Here is a 19,056-nt window from a genome sequence, read left to right as displayed (position 1 = left end):
TGTTCCACCTCATTTATCAAAAGTTAGAAACAAGAGCCTGGGCCGCCTGAAAATGATAAGCCGCAGCTCCCTTGTTCAGCGTATAAATCAGACACTTCTTCCCGATGGCTGCTTGGAATCACAAAGCGGTCATCATATTTGGCGATCGCCAGCAGCCGATACATGTCTTTAATTTGCTTTTCTGTTAAGCCGACACTGGAGATCAGTGCCGGGTCGATGGATTTATTCGTCTGGACCGCTCTCATATATTGGCGCATGACAGACATTTTCTTTAACGTGGACCGAATATGATCCGTATCACCAGCCGTTAATAGCTGCGCCAAATAGTCAATCGGAATTCTCATTTGGTCGATAGCCGGGAAAATAGCTTCCGCGGATTGCCCGCTGCCTTTTCCTTCAAAGAGATTCATAATCGGGCTCAGCGGCGGAATGTACCAAACCATCGGCAGTGTGCGGTACTCAGGGTGAAGCGGCAGCGCAATCTTCCAGTCGATGATCATTTTGTAAATCGGCGATTGCTGCGCCGCCTCTATCCATTCAGCCGGGATGCCTTGTTCTTTTGCCTGTTTGGCAACCTCAAGATCATTCGGATCGAGAAAAACGTCTAATTGGGAATGATAGAGATCCTTTACATTTTCAACAGATGCCGCTTCCTCGACTTTGTCCGCGTCATACAGCATTACACCGAGATAGCGGATTCTGCCGACACACGTCTCGGAGCAGATGGTCGGCAGTCCGGCCTCCAAGCGCGGAAAGCAGAGTGTGCATTTTTCCGCTTTGTTCGTCTGCCAGTTAAAATAGACTTTTTTATAAGGGCAGGATGACACGCAATATCTCCATGAACGGCACGCGTTTTGATCCACAAGCACAATGCCGTCTTCTTCGCGTTTGTACATGGCGCCGGACGGGCAGGATGACACGCACGCCGGATTGATGCAGTGTTCGCAAATACGCGGCAGGTACATCATAAAGACCTCATCGAATTCCGTTTTGATCGATTCCTCCATTTTTTGAACGTTTGGATCTTCAAGCCCTGTAATATGGCTGCCCGCGAGATCATCCTCCCAGTTCGGGCCCCACTCAATATTCATGAAATCCCCCGTCAGGGACGATTTCGGCCGTGCCACAGGCTGGTGTTTTTTCTGCGGACTGTTTGTTAATGTTTCATAATCATAGTTCCAAGGTTCATAGTAATCATCAATTGACGGCTGATTCGGATTATAGAAAAGGCCTGCAAGCCGGCTTGTTTTCGGTCCGGATTTCAGTTCAAGCTTCCCTTTTTTCAATGTCCAGCCGCCTTTATATTTGTCCTGGTCCTCCCATTGCTTCGGGTAGCCGATACCCGGCTTTGTTTCTACGTTATTGAAGTACATATATTCCGCACCGGAACGGTTTGTCCACGTGTTTTTGCAGGTGACGCTGCACGTGTGGCAGCCGATGCATTTATCCAAGTTCATGACCATCCCGATTTGCGCTTTAATCTTCAAGCCAATCGACCTCCTTCAGCTTGCGGATGACGACATTCAGGTCGCGCTGGTTCCCCGTCGGGCCGTAATAATTAAAGCCGTAGCTGAGCTGGGCGTAGCCCCCGATCATCTGTGTCGGCTTAACGTGAATCCTTGTCGGGCTGTTATGGGTGCCGCCGCGGTTATTTGTCAGTTTTGTGCCGGGCACGTTGATATGGCGGTCCTGGGCATGGTGCATAAACGCCATTCCTTTAGGAATCCGGTGAGACAAAACCGCTCTCGCCACGACAACGCCGTTTCGGTTAAAGCATTCAATCCAATCGTTGTCTTTGATATCCGTATCCGCGGCGTCATCTTTATTCATCCACACGGTCGGCCCGCCGCGGAACAGTGTCAGCATCGGCAGGGAATCAAAATACATGCTGTGGACGGACCATTTATTATGCGGCGTCAAATAATTAAGAACGATTTCTTTGCCCTCTTGGTCAGGCCTTTTGCTTAGGAACGGGCGATGCTGGAGGATCGGTTTAAATGTCGCCATCGTTTCACCGAATTCCATCATCAGTTCATGATCGACATAATAAGATTGTCTGCCGGTCAGTGTCCGCCACGGAATTAATTTTTCTACGTTTGTCGTAAACGGCGAGTACCTGCGTCCCCCTTTTTCTGAGCCGGTAAAGGCCGGAGAGGTGATGACCGTTTTCGGCTGGGCTGTAATTTGTTCGAACGTAAAGCATTCTTCCTCCCGTTCTTCCGCCAGGTCTTTCAGCTCCAGATTGGTGATGTTTTCAAGTGATTCCCATGCTTTCACGGCGACTTTTCCATTGGAGGTGGACGACAGGGTTAAAATCGCTTCCGCCGCCTGCTTCGCTTCACTTATATTCGGACATCCCTTTACGACGCTGTCCGAGGTGATTTCTCCCAGTCTCCTTTTAAGTGATTCATATTCATCGGCTACTGACCAGCTCATGCCTTTTGTGCCGCTCGGTTTTAAACCGGTGTAAGGTCCGAGCGCGGTCATTTTATGGAAGATGTGCTTGTAATCCCGTTCAACGACTTGGATGTTCGGCATCGTTTTTCCCGGAATGGCTTCACATTCGCCCCTGCTCCAGTCATTGATTTTGCCGAACGGCTGGGCCAGCTCCTGCATCGTGTCGTGGAGAAGCGGCGTTGCAACCACTTCTTTCACCGGCTCCATCTCGACTTCTTCTGCCAGATCGGAAACGGCTTTTGACAGGGCCTTGAAAATATCCCAGTCTGATCTCGATTCCCACGGAGCTGAGATGGCCGGAGCAAAAGGATGGATGAACGGGTGCATATCCGTGCTGCTGAGATCGTGTTTTTCATACCATGTCGCCGCCGGCAGCACGATATCGGAATACAGCGCCGTACCCGCCATTCGAAAATCAAGGTTGATTAACAAGTCGAGCTTGCCTTCCGGCGCCTGCTCCCGCCATTTGATTTCTTCAGGGCGGATGCTGTCGCTGTCATCATTCATCAAACCGTTCGTCGTTCCCAGCAAATGCTTGAGAAAATATTCATGCCCTTTTCCTGAGCTTGAGATCAGATTGGCCCGCCATACGAAGAGATTCCTTGGGAAATTGGCTTCATTGTCTGGATCTTCAATCGCGAATTTCAGCTTTTTGTCCTGAAGCTGTGAGGCTACGTACGCACTAACGTCTTCAGGTGTCGCCGCCCCCGCTTTTTCAGCTTCTTTGTACAAGTCAATGCCGTTTTTATCGAAAGTCGGGTAGGACGGCAGCCACCCTAATCGCGCCGCCAGCACATTGTAATCGGCGTGATGCTTGTAGCGGGATGACGAAGCGATCGGTGAAGCCAAGTCACTAATAGGCTGGTCTTCATAACGCCACTGGTCTGTCGCAAAGTAAAAAAATGAGGTGCCGTTTTGCAGCTTAGGCACGCCTTCCCAGTCCTTTGCATTTGCGATCGTCTGCCACCCTTCAGCAGGACGGAGCTTTTCCTGACCGACATAATGTGCCCAGCCTCCGCCGTTTACGCCTTGGGCGCCTACGAGTAAAACAAGATTTAACACCGCGCGGTAGATTGTGTCGGAATTGAACCAGTGGTTAATCCCCGCTCCGACGATAATCATGGATCTGCCGTCAGTATCAATCGCATTTTGAGCAAACTCTCTCGCAATCTGAATGACGGCTTCTCTTTTAATTCCTGTGATCTGTTCCTGCCAGGCAGGTGTAAACGGACGAGGATCATCATAGGATACGGCTGATTGCTGACCGATGCCCCGGTTCACGCCGTAATTGGCCAATATCAAGTCAAACACGGTCGTGACACATACCTCTTCGCCGTTCAGGTCCAGTTTTTTAATAGGAAGATCCCGCTTGAGCACTTTGTTTCCGTCATTTGAAAAATACGGAATGCGCACCGAGCCGATTTCGTCCTCCATTCCAAGCACAGAGAGACGGGGCTCGATCTGTTCCCCGGTGTCTTCATCGATCATGTGCAGGTTCCATTTCTGCTGCCCGTCCCAGCGGGAGCCCATTGTTCCTTGCGGTATGGCAAGAGCGCCTGTCTGTTCATTCCAGACTGCAGGCTTCCATTGATCATGCTTTGTCTGCCGCCCGATGTCCTTCGCATGCAGAAACCGGCCCGCTGTGTATACGCCGTTTTCTTTTGACAGAGTGACGAGGAATGGAAAATCCGTGTATTGCTTCGCATACTTGATAAACCGCTCCGTCTCTTGATTCACGTAAAATTCCTGCAAAATGACATGCCCCATAGCCATCGCAAGCGCCCCGTCAGTACCTTGGCGGATACTGAGCCAGTCATCGGCGAACTTTGAGGATTCCGCAAAATCCGGACTGATCGAAATGACCTTAGCGCCTTTATAGCGGGCTTCCGCCAAAAAATGTGCGTCAGGCGTTCTCGTTAACGGAACGTTTGAACCCCATGTGATGATATAGCCGGAATTGTACCAATCACTGCTTTCCGGAACGTCCGTCTGGTCGCCCCAAATTTGCGGGGACGCCGGCGGAAGATCCGCATACCAGTCATAGAAACTGAGCATAGGGCCGCCGATTAACGACATGAATCGCGAACCTGATGCGTGGCTGATCATGGACATCGCCGGAATCGGTGAAAAGCCGACATTCCGGTCAGGCCCGTATTTCATGACTGTATACAGCAGAGAGGCTGAAATCAGCTTCAGCACCTCCGGCCATTCAGCGCGCACAAACCCGCCTTTTCCTCTTGCCTGTTTATAAGACTTCACTTTTTCAGGATTTTCAACGATTGATTTCCAGGCATCAATCAGATTTTGATGCGCCTGCAGTGCTTCCCGCCACAAATTGATCAGCACACCGCGCACGTACGGATATTTCACACGGAGCGGGCTGTAGATGTACCACGAAAAACTGGCGCCCCGCGGACAGCCTCTCGGTTCGAAATCAGGCATATCCGGGCCTGTTGATGGATAATTCAAGTTTTGTCCTTCCCACGTGACAATTCCGTTTTTTACGTAAATATTCCAGCTGCAAGAACCCGTGCAGTTGACGCCGTGGGTGGAGCGAACGACTTTGTCGTACTGCCATCGGTTTCTGTATACATTCTCCCAATCACGATCTTCGCTTGTGGTTTGGCTATGTTTATTTGAATGATGTTCAATAGGAGAAAAATAGTTTAATCTCCTGAACAGCGGACTCATTTTCTTTTTCTTCATGATCGTTCACTCCTTCCGAGTCAGGTGATGCTACATACACTATAAACAGAGAGAGCGTATTTCCTTGTGAACTATGTCACACACTCCGTTTTTTTCACAAAACGTTCACACAAAGAAGAAGGAAAGACGGCGGCGTTCATGGCAGGGCGTTTTCTTTCAAAGAAAAAAACCGGCTCTATTTAAGAACCGGGCTCGGCGTTTTCATCGCATGATGTATGCAGATACCTCAAAAACAACTGATAGGAACAAAAGACATTTTGCTGAAGCATCACCAAAAAATTCATTTGCAGCCGCGGATGGTAAGACATCATCTGCTTAAAAACGGAATATGGAATATGCAGTGCCAGAATGTCCGGTGAGGCATTGACTGAGATAAAAGGCGATAAAGAATGCCCGCCTTTTTCATCAATCGGAAACACATCGCCTTTTTCCCACAGCGCAACGGTTTGCGATCCTTCAGGCAGCCTGCTGTCCTTAAAACGGATACTGCCTTTTAATACAACATAAACGGATTGTGAATGAAGAAAGGATGGAGACTGATCAGATGAGCCGCTGATAAACGTCCCGTTTTTCAGCAAAGTTTCGACAATGGACAGGGGCACTTCGTTAAACATAGGAAGTTGTTTCAGAAATAATAAGTAGTCACACTGATTCATAGGAAAGCCTCCTGTGCTGATGATAGCTTTAGTGTAGCCCGATTGAGCCTGTGCGTCAGTGATGTATTTCACAGCTTGTATGATGAATATCACTTCTCAGGAGGATGCCTGCATTTATAATGACATACAAAAGGAGGATTTCGATGAAGGTGATGATTCCGAATCAGCACGGCGCATGGGCGATGCTGCTGATTCCGTTTTTACTCGGCACAGTCAAGGGAGGCCCGGTTTTCTGGCATATTCCGCTCTTTCTGGGCTGGCTTTTCCTTTACTTAACGGTTTATCCCGTTTCGCTTGCCTTAAAAAAGAAACGGCTCAAACCCTATCAAAAGTGGATATATATTTACGGTTTTCCGGCATGCTGCTTTTTGATCATTTCTATCTATCATAAACCGCAGCTCGTCTGGGTCGGCCTTGCTTTATTGCCGCTGTTTCTTATCCATGTGCATTATGCCCGCCGAAAAAACGAACGGGCACTCGTGAATGATATGGCGGGAGTTTTGTTCTTTTGTTCAGGCGGGCTTGCGAGCTGCTGGCTGGGAACGGGGGCTCTTGACGGCTGGGCTTGGTTCATTCTCTCTCAATCTGCTCTATTTTTTATTGGAAGTTCCTTTTATGTGAAGTCGGTCATCCGGGAGAAAAAAAACAGAGGATTTGCATACTGGTCATGGGGTTATCACCTGCTGCTCCCCTTTTTATCCGCTCTTCTCGGAGCAGGCTGGGCATTTCTCGCTTTTATCCCCAGCAGTTTGCGGGCGTGGTTTTTTCACGGGAGAAATTGGCCCGCGAAAACGATCGGCATTTTGGAAATCGTGAATGCCGGCTTCTTTTTCGCCGTCATGTGTATATGTATCACAAATTGAAAAAACAAGGACACCGGCTGTCCTTGTTTTTTCAGTCAATATTGCAAATCTCCAGCGGGCAGTTTTCACACTCGATCTCACATCGTAAATAGTCCCGCTTGTGCAAAATAATTTTTCCGGTTTCGTCTATCGAAATAACCCCTTGTTTGCGCAGATCTCCCAGCATGCGGTTGACACTTTCCCGTGCCGCCGCGCAAAACTTTGCCAAATCCTGATTTGTCAGCACAATGTTAATCAGAATCCCGTCGCTTCGTTCCACCCCGTAGCTGTTTGACAGACGGATAAGGGTGGAATAGAGCGCCCCTTTTTTGCCGTGAAGAAGCAGATCCCTGATCTTGGACTGGATTTTTCGCAGATGGGTGCTCATCCATTTCATAAATTCAAACGTCAAATTACCGTTTTGAATCAATTCCTTTTCCAGCTTGTTTTTATTAATGACGAGCACCTCTCCGTCCTCTAACACTTTTGCACTGAGCATATACCTCGGCTCTTCTGTGAACAGTGTCAGTTCCCCGACAATATCGTGTTTCTGGCAGATTCTAAGTGTCAGGTCTTTTCCGTCAGACGTCAGCTTGCCGATTTCAATGAGCCCTGATTGAATCAGATAAAGCTCTTCTGCATCCATTCCTTCTTGAAACAAATAGGTGTGTTTTTTCATTTTCTTTTTCGTGCTGATTGATTCCAGCAATTCATGCAGTTCACGGGAAAGAAGTTCTTTATCAGATTTTCGGACAGAGAGAATATTCATGAGCTCACCTCGAAGAAAGTCACGTTGCGTATGTATATTGTAACGTGACTTGATTTGCACTCACCCAGAAAAAACTAACAATCTTGTGAATGGATCATTATGAATTGAGGCTCTGACTGTTTCTCTCCGTATGTGTTTTCATTCTTTCCTGCCAATACAGCCAGATCACAAGGACAAAGCTGGCTAACGCAACCTCTGAAAGCGCCATAAACCCGATCGCGTATTGGCCCGTTGCCTGAAATACACTTGCCAGAATCAGCGGAGGGAAAAAACCGCCCAGTCCGCCCATAGCAGACACAATACCGTTGGCAATCCCCGCCTGCTTCGAAAAATAGAAAGGCACCAGTTTAAATACCGTCCCGTTTCCAATCCCTGAGCAGACTGCCACCGTCAGCGATCCGAACGCATAGAGGCCGATCGCCGGCGAGAAAGAAAGCATAACGCCTGACAGCGTAAGCCCTGCGAAAACGAACATCAAAATGCGGAGCGGGTTCATTTTATCGGCAAGAAATCCTCCCGCGGGCCTGAGCAGCGTAGAGACCGCAATAAAGCCGGCCGTCCGCAGACCTGCATCCGCGGGGCTCAGCCTGAAGTGCTCAACCAAAAAGTTCGGCAGATAGATGGTAAAGGCGACAAAGGCGCCAAACGTAATAAAATAAAACATGCTCAAAAACCACAGTACATGATTTCGGTAAACGGCTTTGATTTGGGTTTTTACGGAAACTTTGACCTTCTTCTCATGCCGGTCGCCGAACAAAACATGCAGTAATGCGAAAACAGCCAGCAAAACGAGATACATCTGCACGGTTGCTTTCCATCCCGCGGCCTGAGCGATAACCGGCGCCGCAAAAGTGGTAATGGCGGTTCCGATGTTTCCGGCACCGTAAATCCCATTGACGGCACCGTGCTTTTCTTTCGGATAATATTTCGGAAGCGACGTCACTCCGATTGAGAATACCGCCCCTCCGATCCCTAAGAAAAAGCCGCCCGCGATTAAATCAAACAAAGAATCCGCGATACTGATCCAAAACACGGGAAACAAAAGCAGGATGAAGCTGATCATAAACATCAGCCGCGCCCCGTACCTGTTCGTTAAATACCCTAAAGGAATGCGGAGAAGCGATCCGAGAATAACGGGAATCGCCGTCACCAATGAAATCTCGCCTTTGGTTAAATGAATATCTGATGTCATTTGGGAAATGAGCGATGAAATCAGCACCCACACCATAAACCCTGCCACTAAGCTTAATGACTGCAACGATAATTGAATATGTTGACGATTGATCATTCGGCTTGCCCCTTTCACTGATTCAATATCAGTCTTATCATACAAAAACTCGGTGTGCGGGATTGTGAAGTACATCACACGTTTTATATACAAAAAAAGGACAAAGCCCGAAGACTTTGTCCTTTCATGAATGGTTACATTTTTTCCGGAGCCGATACCCCGATCAGCTGAAGCGCGTTGTTCAGCGTAATTTGCGTCGCTTTCATTAAAGCGAGGCGCGCGCGGCTCTTCTCTTCATTTTCCGGATCGATGACTTTCTCCGCATTGTAGAAACTGTGCAGAGCGGAAGCCAGATCATAAATATAGTTTGTGACACGGTGCGGGATTCGTTTTTCCGCCGCTTCTGCCACTGCCTCAGGGAAGCCGCCGATTGTTTTCAGCAAGTCATATTCTTTTTCTGATTGAATATGGCTGAAATCAAGATCCGCCGCTGGTTTAAGTCCTTGCTCCTCCCCTTGGCGAAGCATGCTGCAAATACGGGCATGTGCATATTGCGCGTAATACACAGGGTTTTCGTTAGATGTCGATACGGCAAGGTCCAAGTCAAAATCCATATGCGTATCAGCGCTGCGCATCGCGAAGAAATAACGGACTGCGTCAAGGCCGACCTCTTCAATCAGATCACGCATCGTGACGGCTTTCCCCGTACGTTTGCTCATCTTCATTTTTTCGCCGTCTTTATATAAATGAACGAGCTGAATGATTTCAACTTCCAATGTGCCTTTTTTGTAACCGAGCGCTTCAATTGCCGCCTTCATACGCGGAATATAGCCGTGGTGATCCGCGCCCCATACATTGATGAGCTTGTCGAATCCGCGGTCAAGTTTGTCTTTATGGTATGCGATATCCGGCAGCAGATAAGTGTATGAGCCGTCTTTTTTGATCAGCACGCGGTCTTTGTCGTCGCCGAACGTTGTGGAACGGAACCATGTCGCGCCGTCCTCTTCGTATACATGGCCCTTTTCGCGAAGCGCCTCGAGCGCCTGATCAATTTTTCCGTTTTCATATAGTGACGTTTCAGAATACCATACGTCAAACGGCACGCGAAAATTCTCCAGGTCGGAGCGGAGTTTATCAAGCTCGTACTTTAAGCCGTATTCACGGAAAAACGCCCGGCGTTCGCTCTCCTCTTCATGTACGAAGCGGTCGCCGAAATCTTCGGCAAGCTTTTTCCCGATAGCGATAATATCTTCACCGCGGTAGCCGTCTTCCGGCATCGGTTTTTCGAGACCGAGCGCTTCAAAATAACGGACTTCAACGGAAAGCGCCAGATTGTTAATCTGGTTGCCCGCATCATTAATATAGTATTCGCGGCTCACATCATAGCCCGCTTTAGAAAGCACGCTGCACAGCGCGTCACCTACCGCCGCGCCGCGCGCATGGCCTAAGTGAAGATCTCCCGTCGGGTTGGCGGACACGAATTCAACCTGAATCTTTTCGCCCTGTCCGACGTTTGTCTCACCGTAATGTTCACCCGCTTCAAGCACGGACGGAATCAGTTTTGTTAAGTAGCTGTTGTTCATGTAAAAGTTGATAAAGCCCGGTCCCGCAATATCCATCTTTTCAATGGAAGCCTTGCCTTTATCAAATGACGCCACGATTTCCTCGGCGATTTGGCGCGGCGCTTTTTTTGCGATTCTCGCCAGCTGCATCGCCATGTTTGTCGAATAGTCACCATGTGTTTTGTCTTTCGGTGTTTCTAACAGTACGCTCGGAATCTGGCTTTCTTCCGCCAGGCCCGCTTTCAGAACGGCCGCTTTGATTTCTTCCTTCAGCACGTCCTTCATTTGTTCCGCAATGTTCATGCGTGAGTTCCTCCCTCATACGTGATCGTCATATTATGTAAATGCTGCTGCTCGTCTCCGACATGCATGTCATATGCGATGCTGATTCGGCCTTTTTCTTCACCGAGATCAGATTGAATCGATTTTGTGCTTGTTTCCAGCTCAAGCTCACCAAATGACATTTTATATTTCGCAATTGTGGAAGCTCCCGTTATGAAACGCTGATTCATTTTAACAGCGCCTGACCTCATGATCAGGACTTCGCCTTCGCTCACCTTCACAATCGTTTTTACTTTGCCTAGGTCGTGTTCTTCATAATAAGATAGATACACTTTTTGTTGTTTTACATAGTAAAATCCGGTAGTACGGAATTCGATGACTTCCTCATTTCCGTCATCCTCGATCACAGACTTCACATGGAGTGTTATCGGTGTCTCTTGCTTCATTTTGACACGTCCTTTTCATCATTCCACTTTGACTTGAATAGTATAATCATTCAGCTTGTAAACTTCAACTGCTTCTATCTTACCATCATTGCTCATTAGATTTGAAGATAAACCTCATAAAAAGCAGTTCCTTATGAGAAGAGAGAATCATATCACTATGTCACCCAATCATGACAGCAGCTTTTCAGAAACTCACACAGTCTCATCAAAGCTGCTGCGACTTCCGGCAACATAGATTGTGCAGCAGCTATGCCAACGATGTCAAAGCGCTGCGTGTTCGAAATCGTCAAGGCCGTTCCTTTCCGCTTTCACACGCCCCTTGCCGTATCAATGGGACTCGCGATGTTACTGATTTTGTATTTTATGCGGACGTACTTGCGGGAGTGCTGACAGGAGCCGGGGTCTGGCGGATGCTCAGTTTCACCATAAGTGAACTGCTGTTTTTGATCATTCTGGCTGCCATCCAGCAGATCGGCTCATTTATTTATAAACGATTGTCTTATCGCAGCTCTGCTTCTCTCAACCTGAGAAATAAGCTACATTGCAATCGCAGACGGACCCGTGCCAACCGGGATCACCGTCACAGCTGTATAATCGCTCGTGCGGTACACGGTCACGGTATTGTCGTCGGGCTGTGCTCCATAAATGTACTGATTATCAGGTGTTACGACGAGATCAGAGACGCCGGGGAGAGAGGCAGTTGTTATAAAAGTATGCTGCGCTGTATCTACGACAGTGAGATTCTCCGGGAATGCCTCAAAATAGGGCTCAAGGAAAAACGCACGAGTCCCGTCAGCAGAAAAAACAATTGTAATTAAACCGTCAAACAGTCTGTTAATTCGTGAAGATTCGCTAAATGTTGTCAAATCTATCACAGAAACGGCATTCGGCCCTAGCTCACCATTTTCCAGATAAGCAAAATCCCCTATTATCGGGGTGACAATTAAATTTGGTGTTTCAAAGTTACTTAAACTTTCGATCAGCTGTCCGGTGTTTAAGTCATATTTATTAACGACCCAAATTACAGAGTTGGTCGTATAGAAAAACTGTCCGTTAGGGTCTAGGGCAAAATCGTCCGCAGCGGGTGACACCGTGAACGTATTGGTAATGGTTTGCGAGGAAATATTAATTTCATAAACGGAGCTGCCTCCTGCGAGAATATAAGCAAATTCTCCCCCAGTTTCAAACTGGATTTTTCTTGGGGCTCCTGCAAGAGGGATGGTTTGTGTAACCGTTAATGTTTCGTTGTTAATGATCGATACAAGATTCGCATTCCTATGGAGAACATACGTATACTCTTTATCCAAGGTAACACCCAAATCAGTCGGGATATCAGATAAAGAAATGGTACTTACAAGAGTATTCACCTTAGCATCAATGACAGAAACCGTGCTGTCTCCAGTGTTTACAGTAAACACGTAAGATCGCTGATCCGGTTCCGGCACAAGCACAATCGTGCCCGTCACTGATAAAGGACTGCCATAGAATGGCGGAACGACAACAAGGTTCTCGATCGTAATGTCACTGACAACCGGGCAATCATCGGGTTCATCAGAATAATAGACGACTTGGTCAATCTCTGCATTGCGGATGACAGAAACAGACCCGTCCCCTTGTCCATATTGATTTCGCACTGGTGAGACACTGACGAGAAGCGTAACAGTTCCCTGCAGGCGCACTGCGAATTGAATACCGATTTCATCAGGCTCAGGACCCGTCTCAATGAAACAGCGTTCAATGACACAAGAAAGGCTGTCTGCGTTCCACGTCACGTTTGCAACAGCTTCAGCCGGATCAACGACAAACCCCTCAGGCAATTCAATCGGCGCTTGAAACATCACTTCACGGCTTGCTTCTTCCTCGCAAAAACATAAACATTCTTCTTGTGCGGCTCCTGCTTTTTCTTTAAAGGAAAGCTTGTTATTTCTCATATCTTCACTTCCTTTTCAGACATACACTGCTCGCGCAGATACAACAGAATATGGGAAGGTGTATTTGTTTGCTTGTACAAATTGTCGGGGATCATAGCGGATTTTTGAAATGATATCCGCAGACATGCGGTTTTAACGAAAGAAAACATTGCGGTATTTTTGCGTTATCCTTCCGAATGAAAATGATAAAATATGTCATATACATAACGTGGAAGGGAGGGATTCGGAATAGTGGCGAGTGTTGTATCGTCTTCAGCGGTTGGAGAAAAAATCAACGAATGGTATATGTACATTCGAAGGTTCAGCATCCCGGACGCCGAGTACTTGCGGAGAGAAATCAAAGAAGAGCTTGCAAGCCTGGAAGATGACCAGGATCTTCATCTGTACTATTCTCTCATGGAATTCCGTCACAATCTGATGCTCGAATACCTCGAACCGCTGGAATCGCAGCGGATAGAAGAACAGCCGAGACTATCGGATCTGCTCGCGGATATTGATAAAAAGCAGGCCCAGCTGACCGGACGCCTTGATTATTATTTTAATTTTTTCCGGGGGATGTATGAGCTGGAATGCCGTGAGTATCTTTCAGCGATTCAGTTTTTTAAGAAAGCTGAAAGCAAATTGACGTACGTTACAGATCAGATAGAAAAAGCGGAATTTTACTTTAAGATGTCAGAAGTCTATTACTATATGAAACAAACCTATGTTTCAATGGACTATGCGCGGCAAGCTTATTTAATTTATAAAAATGGGGATAATTATAGCATTAGGTTGACTCAGTGCCATTCTTTGTTTGGCGCTAATTATCTTGATGTAAAGCAATATGATCATGCAATATCCCACTTTCAAAAAGCATATACGATGGCTGAACTGGATCAGCAGCCTCAATTAATGGGGAGAACACTTTTTAACATCGCTTTATGCTACAATAATCAAAACAATAAAGATGAAGCCATTCCTCATTTAAAAGAAGCCATAGCTGTTTTTGAAAAAGCTCAAATGATTCACTCACTTCCGCAGCCCTACTTCTTACTTACACAGATTTATTATAAGTTGGAAAATATAGATAACGCGTACGATTATCATAAAAAAGGTGTCTCAATATGTAAGGAAATAGAGGATATAATTTACGAGGAGAAATTTAAATTTTTGGAATATTTATACGAGCCGAATCCAAGAGATATATTAATAAATGATTGTCTGCATTTTCTTGAAAGTAAATTGATGTATGCTGATATTGAGGAATTAGCCCTTGATGTAGCTAAATATTATTACACAAAAGAAGAATATAAAAAAGCTTCTGTCTACTTTTTAAAAGTTGAAGAAGCCAGACAACAGATCGAAGGAGGAGTGAATTTATATGAAATTGAAGTATAAATTACTTATAGTCTGTTTTGCTGTGAGTACGCTATTAGTATCAGCAGGAATAACGAATAGTTTAACTCCTCATTATTATATATCTGAACGTGCAATGATCTGAATTTATAATGAAAGATTTCACTCTAGGTTTGCAACAATCCCCTTGAGTTTTTTTATTCAAGAGATAGATTCTATTACAAAAACCCGGAACAAAGGCTTCTTCTGCCCTATTATTCCGGGTTTTTTCTTTCTACTTCACAAACCCAAGCAGCATTTCACGGATCATCTTGCTTGCCGTGTTTGCGGTTTGTTCTGAGTGGTCATAGACCGGTGCGACTTCTACGAGGTCAGCGCCTTTTACGTTGACTTCTGAGCGCGCGATTTCATGGATGGAGGCGAGCAATTCCTTAGACGTGATGCCTCCTGCGTCAACCGTGCCCGTTCCCGGCGCATGAGCGGGGTCAAGAACGTCAATATCAATGGTGACGTAAACAGGACGTCCCGCGAGCTGCGGCAGCACTTTTTTCAGCGGCTCAAGCACTTCAAACTTAGAAATGTGCATGCCGTTTTCTTTCGCCCATTCAAATTCTTCCTTCATTCCGGAACGGATGCCGAATGAAAATACGTTCTGCGGCCCGATGAGCTCCGCCGCTTTGCGGATCGGAGTAGAGTGGGAAAGCGGTTCGCCTTCATAATCCGTGCGCAGGTCGGTGTGCGCGTCAAAATGAATGATGGCAAGGTCCGGAAACTTTTTATACATGGCTTTCATGACAGGCCATGACACAAGGTGCTCCCCTCCCATGCCGAGCGGGAACTTTCCTTTTTCTAAAATGCTGTCCACGTATTCCTCAATCATATCAAGGCTTCTTTGCGGATTCCCGAACGGAAGCGGAATGTCGCCGGCGTCAAAGAAATTCAAATCAGCCAGATCACGGTCGAGATACGGACTGTATTCTTCAAGACCGATAGACACCTCGCGAATTCTGTTTGGGCCGAAGCGTGAGCCCGGGCGGTAGCTGACCGTCCAATCCATCGGCATGCCGTAAAGGATGGCGTCCGCCTCTTTCCAGTCGGGACGGCTTGCGATAAATACTTTTCCTGAATAAGCTTCATCAAATCTCATGATAAAACCCTCGCTTTCCTGTAAAAAAGCGCAAGATTCGCTCCTGCGCCATACATTTTTATTTGATTAAGTCGCTCACAAATTTCGGAAGAACAAATGCCGCTTTGTGAAGCTCTTTCGTGTAATACTTCGTGTCGATGTCGAAGAAACGGCTGTCCTCGACCTCAAGCGGATCGTACTTTTTAGAACCGATTGTAAATGTCCACAGACCGCTTGGGTACGTCGGGATATTGGCCGTATACAGGCGGGTGATCGGGAAGATTTCTTTCACGTCACGCTGCACGTTTGTAATCAGTTCCGGCGTAAACCACGGGTTGTCCGTCTGCGCGACGAAGATGCCGTCTTCTTTTAACGCCTTGGAAATTCCGGCATAGAAGCCTTTTGAGAACAGATTGACGGCCGGCCCGACCGGCTCTGTTGAATCAACCATGATGACGTCATACTCATTTTCTGATTTTGCAATGTGCATGAAGCCGTCATCGACTCTTACATCGACGCGCGGGTCATCAAGTTTGCCCGCAATGGACGGAAGAAATTTTTTAGAGTATTCAATGACCTTGCCGTCAATGTCGACAAGCGTCGCTTTTTTTACGCTTGGGTGCTTCAGAATCTCTCTGATGACACCGCCGTCTCCGCCGCCCACAACGAGGACGTTTTCCGGATTCGGGTGCGTAAATAACGGTACGTGTGCAACCATTTCATGATAAACGAATTCGTCTTTTTCAGAAGTCATGACCATTCCGTCTAAGAACAGCATGTTTCCGAATTCTTCTGTCTCTACCATTTCCAGATGCTGAAATTCCGTCTGTTCAGTATGTAATGTTTGTTTCACCTTTAATGTAATGCCGAAATTCTTCGTCTGCTTCTCCGTATACCAAAGCTCGCTCAATTGTCATCTCCCTTTCAAGGCTTATTTCATTTATTGTAAGCGTCTGTTTCGCTTTTATTCCGGTTAAAATCTCATTTTCACCTAAGGAAAAAGTATAGAGGATGGAGGGGAAAAAGTAAAGAAGTGTCCGGTTTGATATGTTTAAAAAACCCCCTTTTTTCACATAATAATAGAATCATGAAAAAGGGGGTTCCCAAAAGTGGATAAAGTACCTGGAAAACAGCTTAGAATCACGCTCAAAATCATCCGCGCCTGCATCTTTCTGACACTGATCGGCGGAATGCTGGCCGGCGTCTGCTTCACATCCGTTCTTCTTGCAGCGAAATGGCAGGGCGCCCCCTCCGTCCGGGTCCCTCAGTCTACGATTCTTTATGCAAACGACGGCTCAAAGCTGGGAGAGACCGATTTCGGTGAAAAACGCTACTGGGTCCGGTTAAAAGATATTAATCCGATGGCGGTTCAGGCCGCCATTGCGGTAGAAGATCAAAACTTTTACAGCCACCATGGATTTGATTACCGGCGGATGGCCGCTGCCGCGCTTGCTGATATTAAAGCAATGGCCAAGGTTCAGGGCGCCAGCACCATCACCCAGCAATACGCAAGAAACCTCTATCTTGAGCATGATAAGACATGGAAACGAAAATGGAATGAAGCATTTTATACGATCCGCCTTGAACAGAACTATTCTAAAAACGAGATTTTAGAAGGTTATGTAAATACGATATATTACGGCCACGGCGCATATGGAATTGAAGCCGCCTCCCGCCTTTATTTCGGCAAACACGCCAAAGATCTGAACGATGCGGAAGCCGTGCTTCTGGCAGGCATACCGAAAGGCCCGTCCGGCTATTCGCCTTATGTCAGTGAAAAGAAGGCTAAACAGCGCCAGGAAACCATTCTCCGATTGATGACCGAACAGAAAATGATCTCAAAAGAAAAGGCGGAAAAACTCAAGAAAACACCGCTTGCCTATCAGCCGCTGAAAAACAGAACCGCGGCGAAAACGGCACCTTATTTTTACGATGATGCGATGAAAGAACTCGAGAAAAAGCTTGGGATGACGCACGAACAGCTGACGACGAGCGGGCTGCGTGTTTATACAACGCTTGATAAGCGCATGCAGCGGATCGCAGAAAACACTGTGGCACATACGATCCGTACCGGCTCTGACATTCAGGTCGGCTTTTCCGCGATTGATCCGGCAACAGGGCGCGTGCTTGCGCTGATCGGCGGACGTGATTACGAAAAAAGCCCGTTTGACCGGGCGACACAGGCGAAACGCCAGCCGGCTTCCACGATCAAGCCGCTTTTATACTACAAAGCGATTCAAAGCGGCTTTACTCCGGTCACGCTGATGAAAAGCGAAGAAACAGAGTTTCAGATTGACGATAACGGAGATACTTATTCTCCAAGCAATTACAACGGCTACTACGCCAATAAACCGATTACGCTGCTTCAGGCGCTTGCGTTATCAGACAACATCTATGCCGTGAAGACCCATCTCTTTCTCGGCACGAATAAGCTCGTGTCGGCGGCAAAGGAATTCGGCATCAGCGAACATTTAAAGCCCCTTCCGTCTCTGGCGCTCGGAACTGAACCCGTGCGCCCGATTGAAATGGTCAATGCCTACGCGATGCTCGCAAACGGGGGGAAACAAATCACCCCTTCCTTTATCACAAAAGTGACGGATACTGCCGGCAATGTCTTGTATGAACAGCCGCGCAGACATCAGCAGGCGCTCGATAAAAAAGCCGCATTTGTGACGGCGAGCATGATGACGGGCATGTTTGATCAAGATTTAAACGGCTATACTTCCGTCACAGGACGAACCATTTCAGACAGGCTGACCCGGACGTACGGCGGGAAATCAGGCACCACGAGCGCGGACAGCTGGATGATCGGCTTTAATCCCGCTCTTGCTGCCGGTGTTTGGACAGGCTATGACAAAAGCAGCACGATTGATTCCGTAGAGGAAAAAAGCTATGCGAAGACCATTTGGGCGGACTTTATGGAGAAGGCGCTTAAAGGAGAACCGGAAATGGCCTTTAAACCGCCGAAGGGCGTCACGGGCGTCTATATCGATCCCGCTTCCGGCTACACTTCCGGACCCGGATGCGCCGCAAAGCATTATACGTATTTCATCGCAGGCACAGAGCCAGCCGATGTGTGCTACGGACCGGAACCGTCTAAAAAAGAAAAGGAACACGCTCCCACCCGCAAGGAACCTCCGCGCAGAAAGTGGTGGGATAAGTGGCTCGGCAAAAAAGACTAAGCCCGGTGCATCGTGCGCCGGGCTTTACTCCGCTTCTTTCTCAAGCACCCACGGGAGCAAGAGTGAAAAGTCGAGATGAATAATAGGATCGGGAAAATCCTTCGGTATAAAAAATGTTGTACTCGGCAAAGAAAATGAAAAGCGGATATCTCCCGCTCTCTCAATATGAAACTTCGGCCCGCCTTCCCTAAGCCTGCCGACAATCGGATAACTGCCCGCATAATGATGCAGGCCGTTTTCCTTTCCATGCTCCCCCAAGTCGTGACAGACAGCCGGACGAATCCCAAACTGCGTAAACAGCCTTGTTTTCTCGGCGGGAAGGAGATTCATCGCCTCGGAAAAGTTCCGGCAGCTCCCGCAATCGCAAGGATCAGCCCATGATTTTTCATATTGTTTTCTCGTTTCCGCCGCATCTGCTTCAATGACCCAAGGCCCGATTTCAAATACGGTGAACATGATGAAACCTCCGCTAAACATGAAAAACCCCGAGTCTTGGTTCGGCTCGGGACTTTCCATGTCCTGATTCTGTATCAA

Annotated in this window: 15 protein-coding genes and 1 pseudogene; 5 read left to right on the top strand and 11 right to left on the bottom strand. The window is 47.4% G+C overall.

Annotated features, from left to right (window positions below):
- Positions 1-23: 23 nt before the first annotated feature.
- The 3 genes from narH to ACQE26_RS05910 all read right to left on the bottom strand — a co-directional run bounded on the left by narH (position 24) and on the right by ACQE26_RS05910 (position 5,819).
- Entirely contained in the window at positions 24-1,487 is a 1,464-nt protein-coding gene (gene narH, locus ACQE26_RS05920; protein ID WP_500470960.1) for a nitrate reductase subunit beta, read from the bottom strand.
- The gene (locus ACQE26_RS05915; RefSeq protein WP_500470959.1) at positions 1,477-5,163 is read right to left on the bottom strand and encodes a nitrate reductase subunit alpha; all 3,687 of its coding nucleotides are present in this window, start codon (positions 5,161-5,163) and stop codon (positions 1,477-1,479) included. Before ACQE26_RS05915 ends, narH begins: the two co-directional genes overlap by 11 nt.
- 179 nt (positions 5,164-5,342) lie before the next feature.
- Positions 5,343-5,819 (bottom strand): cyclic nucleotide-binding domain-containing protein, encoded by a 477-nt coding sequence (locus tag ACQE26_RS05910; protein WP_500470957.1) that lies wholly within the window; start codon positions 5,817-5,819, stop codon positions 5,343-5,345.
- Between the two features lie 143 nt (positions 5,820-5,962).
- Between ACQE26_RS05910 and ACQE26_RS05905 the strand changes: the two genes are divergently transcribed.
- Positions 5,963-6,682: a YwiC-like family protein gene (locus ACQE26_RS05905; RefSeq protein ID WP_500470956.1), complete on the top strand. Its 720-nt coding sequence runs from the start codon at positions 5,963-5,965 to the stop codon at positions 6,680-6,682.
- Positions 6,683-6,713: 31 nt separating this feature from the next.
- Here ACQE26_RS05905 and fnr read toward each other — a convergent pair whose 3' ends face one another.
- The 4 genes from fnr to ACQE26_RS05885 form a co-directional block, all read right to left on the bottom strand.
- Positions 6,714-7,430, bottom strand: a complete 717-nt coding sequence (gene fnr / locus ACQE26_RS05900; protein ID WP_016937599.1) for a fumarate/nitrate reduction transcriptional regulator Fnr — start codon at positions 7,428-7,430, stop codon at positions 6,714-6,716.
- 97 nt (positions 7,431-7,527) lie between these two features.
- Positions 7,528-8,718 (bottom strand): nitrate transporter NarK, encoded by a 1,191-nt coding sequence (gene narK, locus ACQE26_RS05895; protein ID WP_438420843.1) that lies wholly within the window; start codon positions 8,716-8,718, stop codon positions 7,528-7,530.
- A 134-nt stretch (positions 8,719-8,852) separates the two neighbouring features.
- A complete protein-coding gene (gene argS, locus ACQE26_RS05890; RefSeq protein WP_438420844.1) occupies positions 8,853-10,523 on the bottom strand; it encodes an arginine--tRNA ligase in 1,671 nt (556 codons plus the stop codon).
- Positions 10,520-10,948, bottom strand: coding sequence for a YwiB family protein (locus ACQE26_RS05885; protein ID WP_016937596.1), 429 nt, complete (start codon positions 10,946-10,948; stop codon positions 10,520-10,522). Before ACQE26_RS05885 ends, argS begins: the two co-directional genes overlap by 4 nt.
- Positions 10,949-11,118: 170 nt before the next feature.
- Between ACQE26_RS05885 and ACQE26_RS05880 the strand changes: the two are divergent.
- Positions 11,119-11,475, top strand: a pseudogene (locus ACQE26_RS05880) (AlbG); the annotation flags it as partial.
- Between the two features lie 9 nt (positions 11,476-11,484).
- On the opposite strand, the gene ACQE26_RS05875 reads toward ACQE26_RS05880, so the two are convergent.
- The gene (locus tag ACQE26_RS05875) at positions 11,485-12,879 is read right to left on the bottom strand and encodes a YncE family protein (protein WP_500470955.1); all 1,395 of its coding nucleotides are present in this window, start codon (positions 12,877-12,879) and stop codon (positions 11,485-11,487) included.
- Positions 12,880-13,110: 231 nt separating this feature from the next.
- On the opposite strand from ACQE26_RS05875, the gene ACQE26_RS05870 reads away from it, so the two are divergent.
- Positions 13,111-14,256 (top strand): response regulator aspartate phosphatase, encoded by a 1,146-nt coding sequence (locus ACQE26_RS05870; RefSeq protein WP_500470953.1) that lies wholly within the window; start codon positions 13,111-13,113, stop codon positions 14,254-14,256.
- Positions 14,240-14,359 carry a PhrC/PhrF family phosphatase-inhibitory pheromone gene (locus ACQE26_RS05865; RefSeq protein ID WP_115996635.1) on the top strand — a complete coding sequence of 40 codons (120 nt, stop codon included), beginning with the start codon at positions 14,240-14,242 and terminating at the stop codon, positions 14,357-14,359. The genes ACQE26_RS05870 and ACQE26_RS05865 overlap by 17 nt, the downstream gene beginning before the upstream one ends.
- A 129-nt stretch (positions 14,360-14,488) precedes the next feature.
- On the opposite strand, the gene speB is transcribed toward ACQE26_RS05865, so the two are convergent.
- Both speB and speE read right to left on the bottom strand, forming a co-directional pair.
- Positions 14,489-15,361 carry an agmatinase gene (gene speB / locus ACQE26_RS05860; protein WP_099743984.1) on the bottom strand — a complete coding sequence of 291 codons (873 nt, stop codon included), beginning with the start codon at positions 15,359-15,361 and terminating at the stop codon, positions 14,489-14,491.
- Positions 15,362-15,419: 58 nt separating this feature from the next.
- Positions 15,420-16,250, bottom strand: a complete 831-nt coding sequence (gene speE, locus ACQE26_RS05855) for a spermidine synthase (RefSeq protein ID WP_003151052.1) — start codon at positions 16,248-16,250, stop codon at positions 15,420-15,422.
- 199 nt (positions 16,251-16,449) lie between these two features.
- Between speE and ACQE26_RS05850 the strand changes: the two genes are divergently transcribed.
- Entirely contained in the window at positions 16,450-18,522 is a 2,073-nt protein-coding gene (locus ACQE26_RS05850) for a transglycosylase domain-containing protein (protein ID WP_500470952.1), read from the top strand.
- A gap of 24 nt (positions 18,523-18,546) precedes the next feature.
- On the opposite strand, the gene ACQE26_RS05845 is transcribed toward ACQE26_RS05850, so the two are convergent.
- The gene (locus ACQE26_RS05845) at positions 18,547-18,978 is read right to left on the bottom strand and encodes a hypothetical protein (protein WP_500470950.1); all 432 of its coding nucleotides are present in this window, start codon (positions 18,976-18,978) and stop codon (positions 18,547-18,549) included.
- Positions 18,979-19,056 lie beyond the last annotated feature (78 nt).

The organism is Bacillus sp. 5RYD7K (assembly GCF_059831465.1).
This window is presented reverse-complemented; position numbering and strand designations above follow the sequence as displayed.

Coding starts and splice junctions, on each gene's coding strand:
- ACQE26_RS05915 (WP_500470959.1), bottom strand. CDS start 5,163: ATGAAGAAAAAGAAAATGAGTCCGCTGTTCAGGAGATTAAACTATTTT.
- ACQE26_RS05910 (WP_500470957.1), bottom strand. CDS start 5,819: ATGAATCAGTGTGACTACTTATTATTTCTGAAACAACTTCCTATGTTT.
- ACQE26_RS05905 (WP_500470956.1), top strand. CDS start 5,963: ATGAAGGTGATGATTCCGAATCAGCACGGCGCATGGGCGATGCTGCTG.
- fnr (WP_016937599.1), bottom strand. CDS start 7,430: ATGAATATTCTCTCTGTCCGAAAATCTGATAAAGAACTTCTTTCCCGT.
- narK (WP_438420843.1), bottom strand. CDS start 8,718: ATGATCAATCGTCAACATATTCAATTATCGTTGCAGTCATTAAGCTTA.
- argS (WP_438420844.1), bottom strand. CDS start 10,523: ATGAACATTGCGGAACAAATGAAGGACGTGCTGAAGGAAGAAATCAAA.
- ACQE26_RS05885 (WP_016937596.1), bottom strand. CDS start 10,948: ATGAAGCAAGAGACACCGATAACACTCCATGTGAAGTCTGTGATCGAG.
- ACQE26_RS05875 (WP_500470955.1), bottom strand. CDS start 12,879: ATGAGAAATAACAAGCTTTCCTTTAAAGAAAAAGCAGGAGCCGCACAA.
- ACQE26_RS05865 (WP_115996635.1), top strand. CDS start 14,240: ATGAAATTGAAGTATAAATTACTTATAGTCTGTTTTGCTGTGAGTACG.
- speB (WP_099743984.1), bottom strand. CDS start 15,361: ATGAGATTTGATGAAGCTTATTCAGGAAAAGTATTTATCGCAAGCCGT.
- ACQE26_RS05845 (WP_500470950.1), bottom strand. CDS start 18,978: ATGTTCACCGTATTTGAAATCGGGCCTTGGGTCATTGAAGCAGATGCG.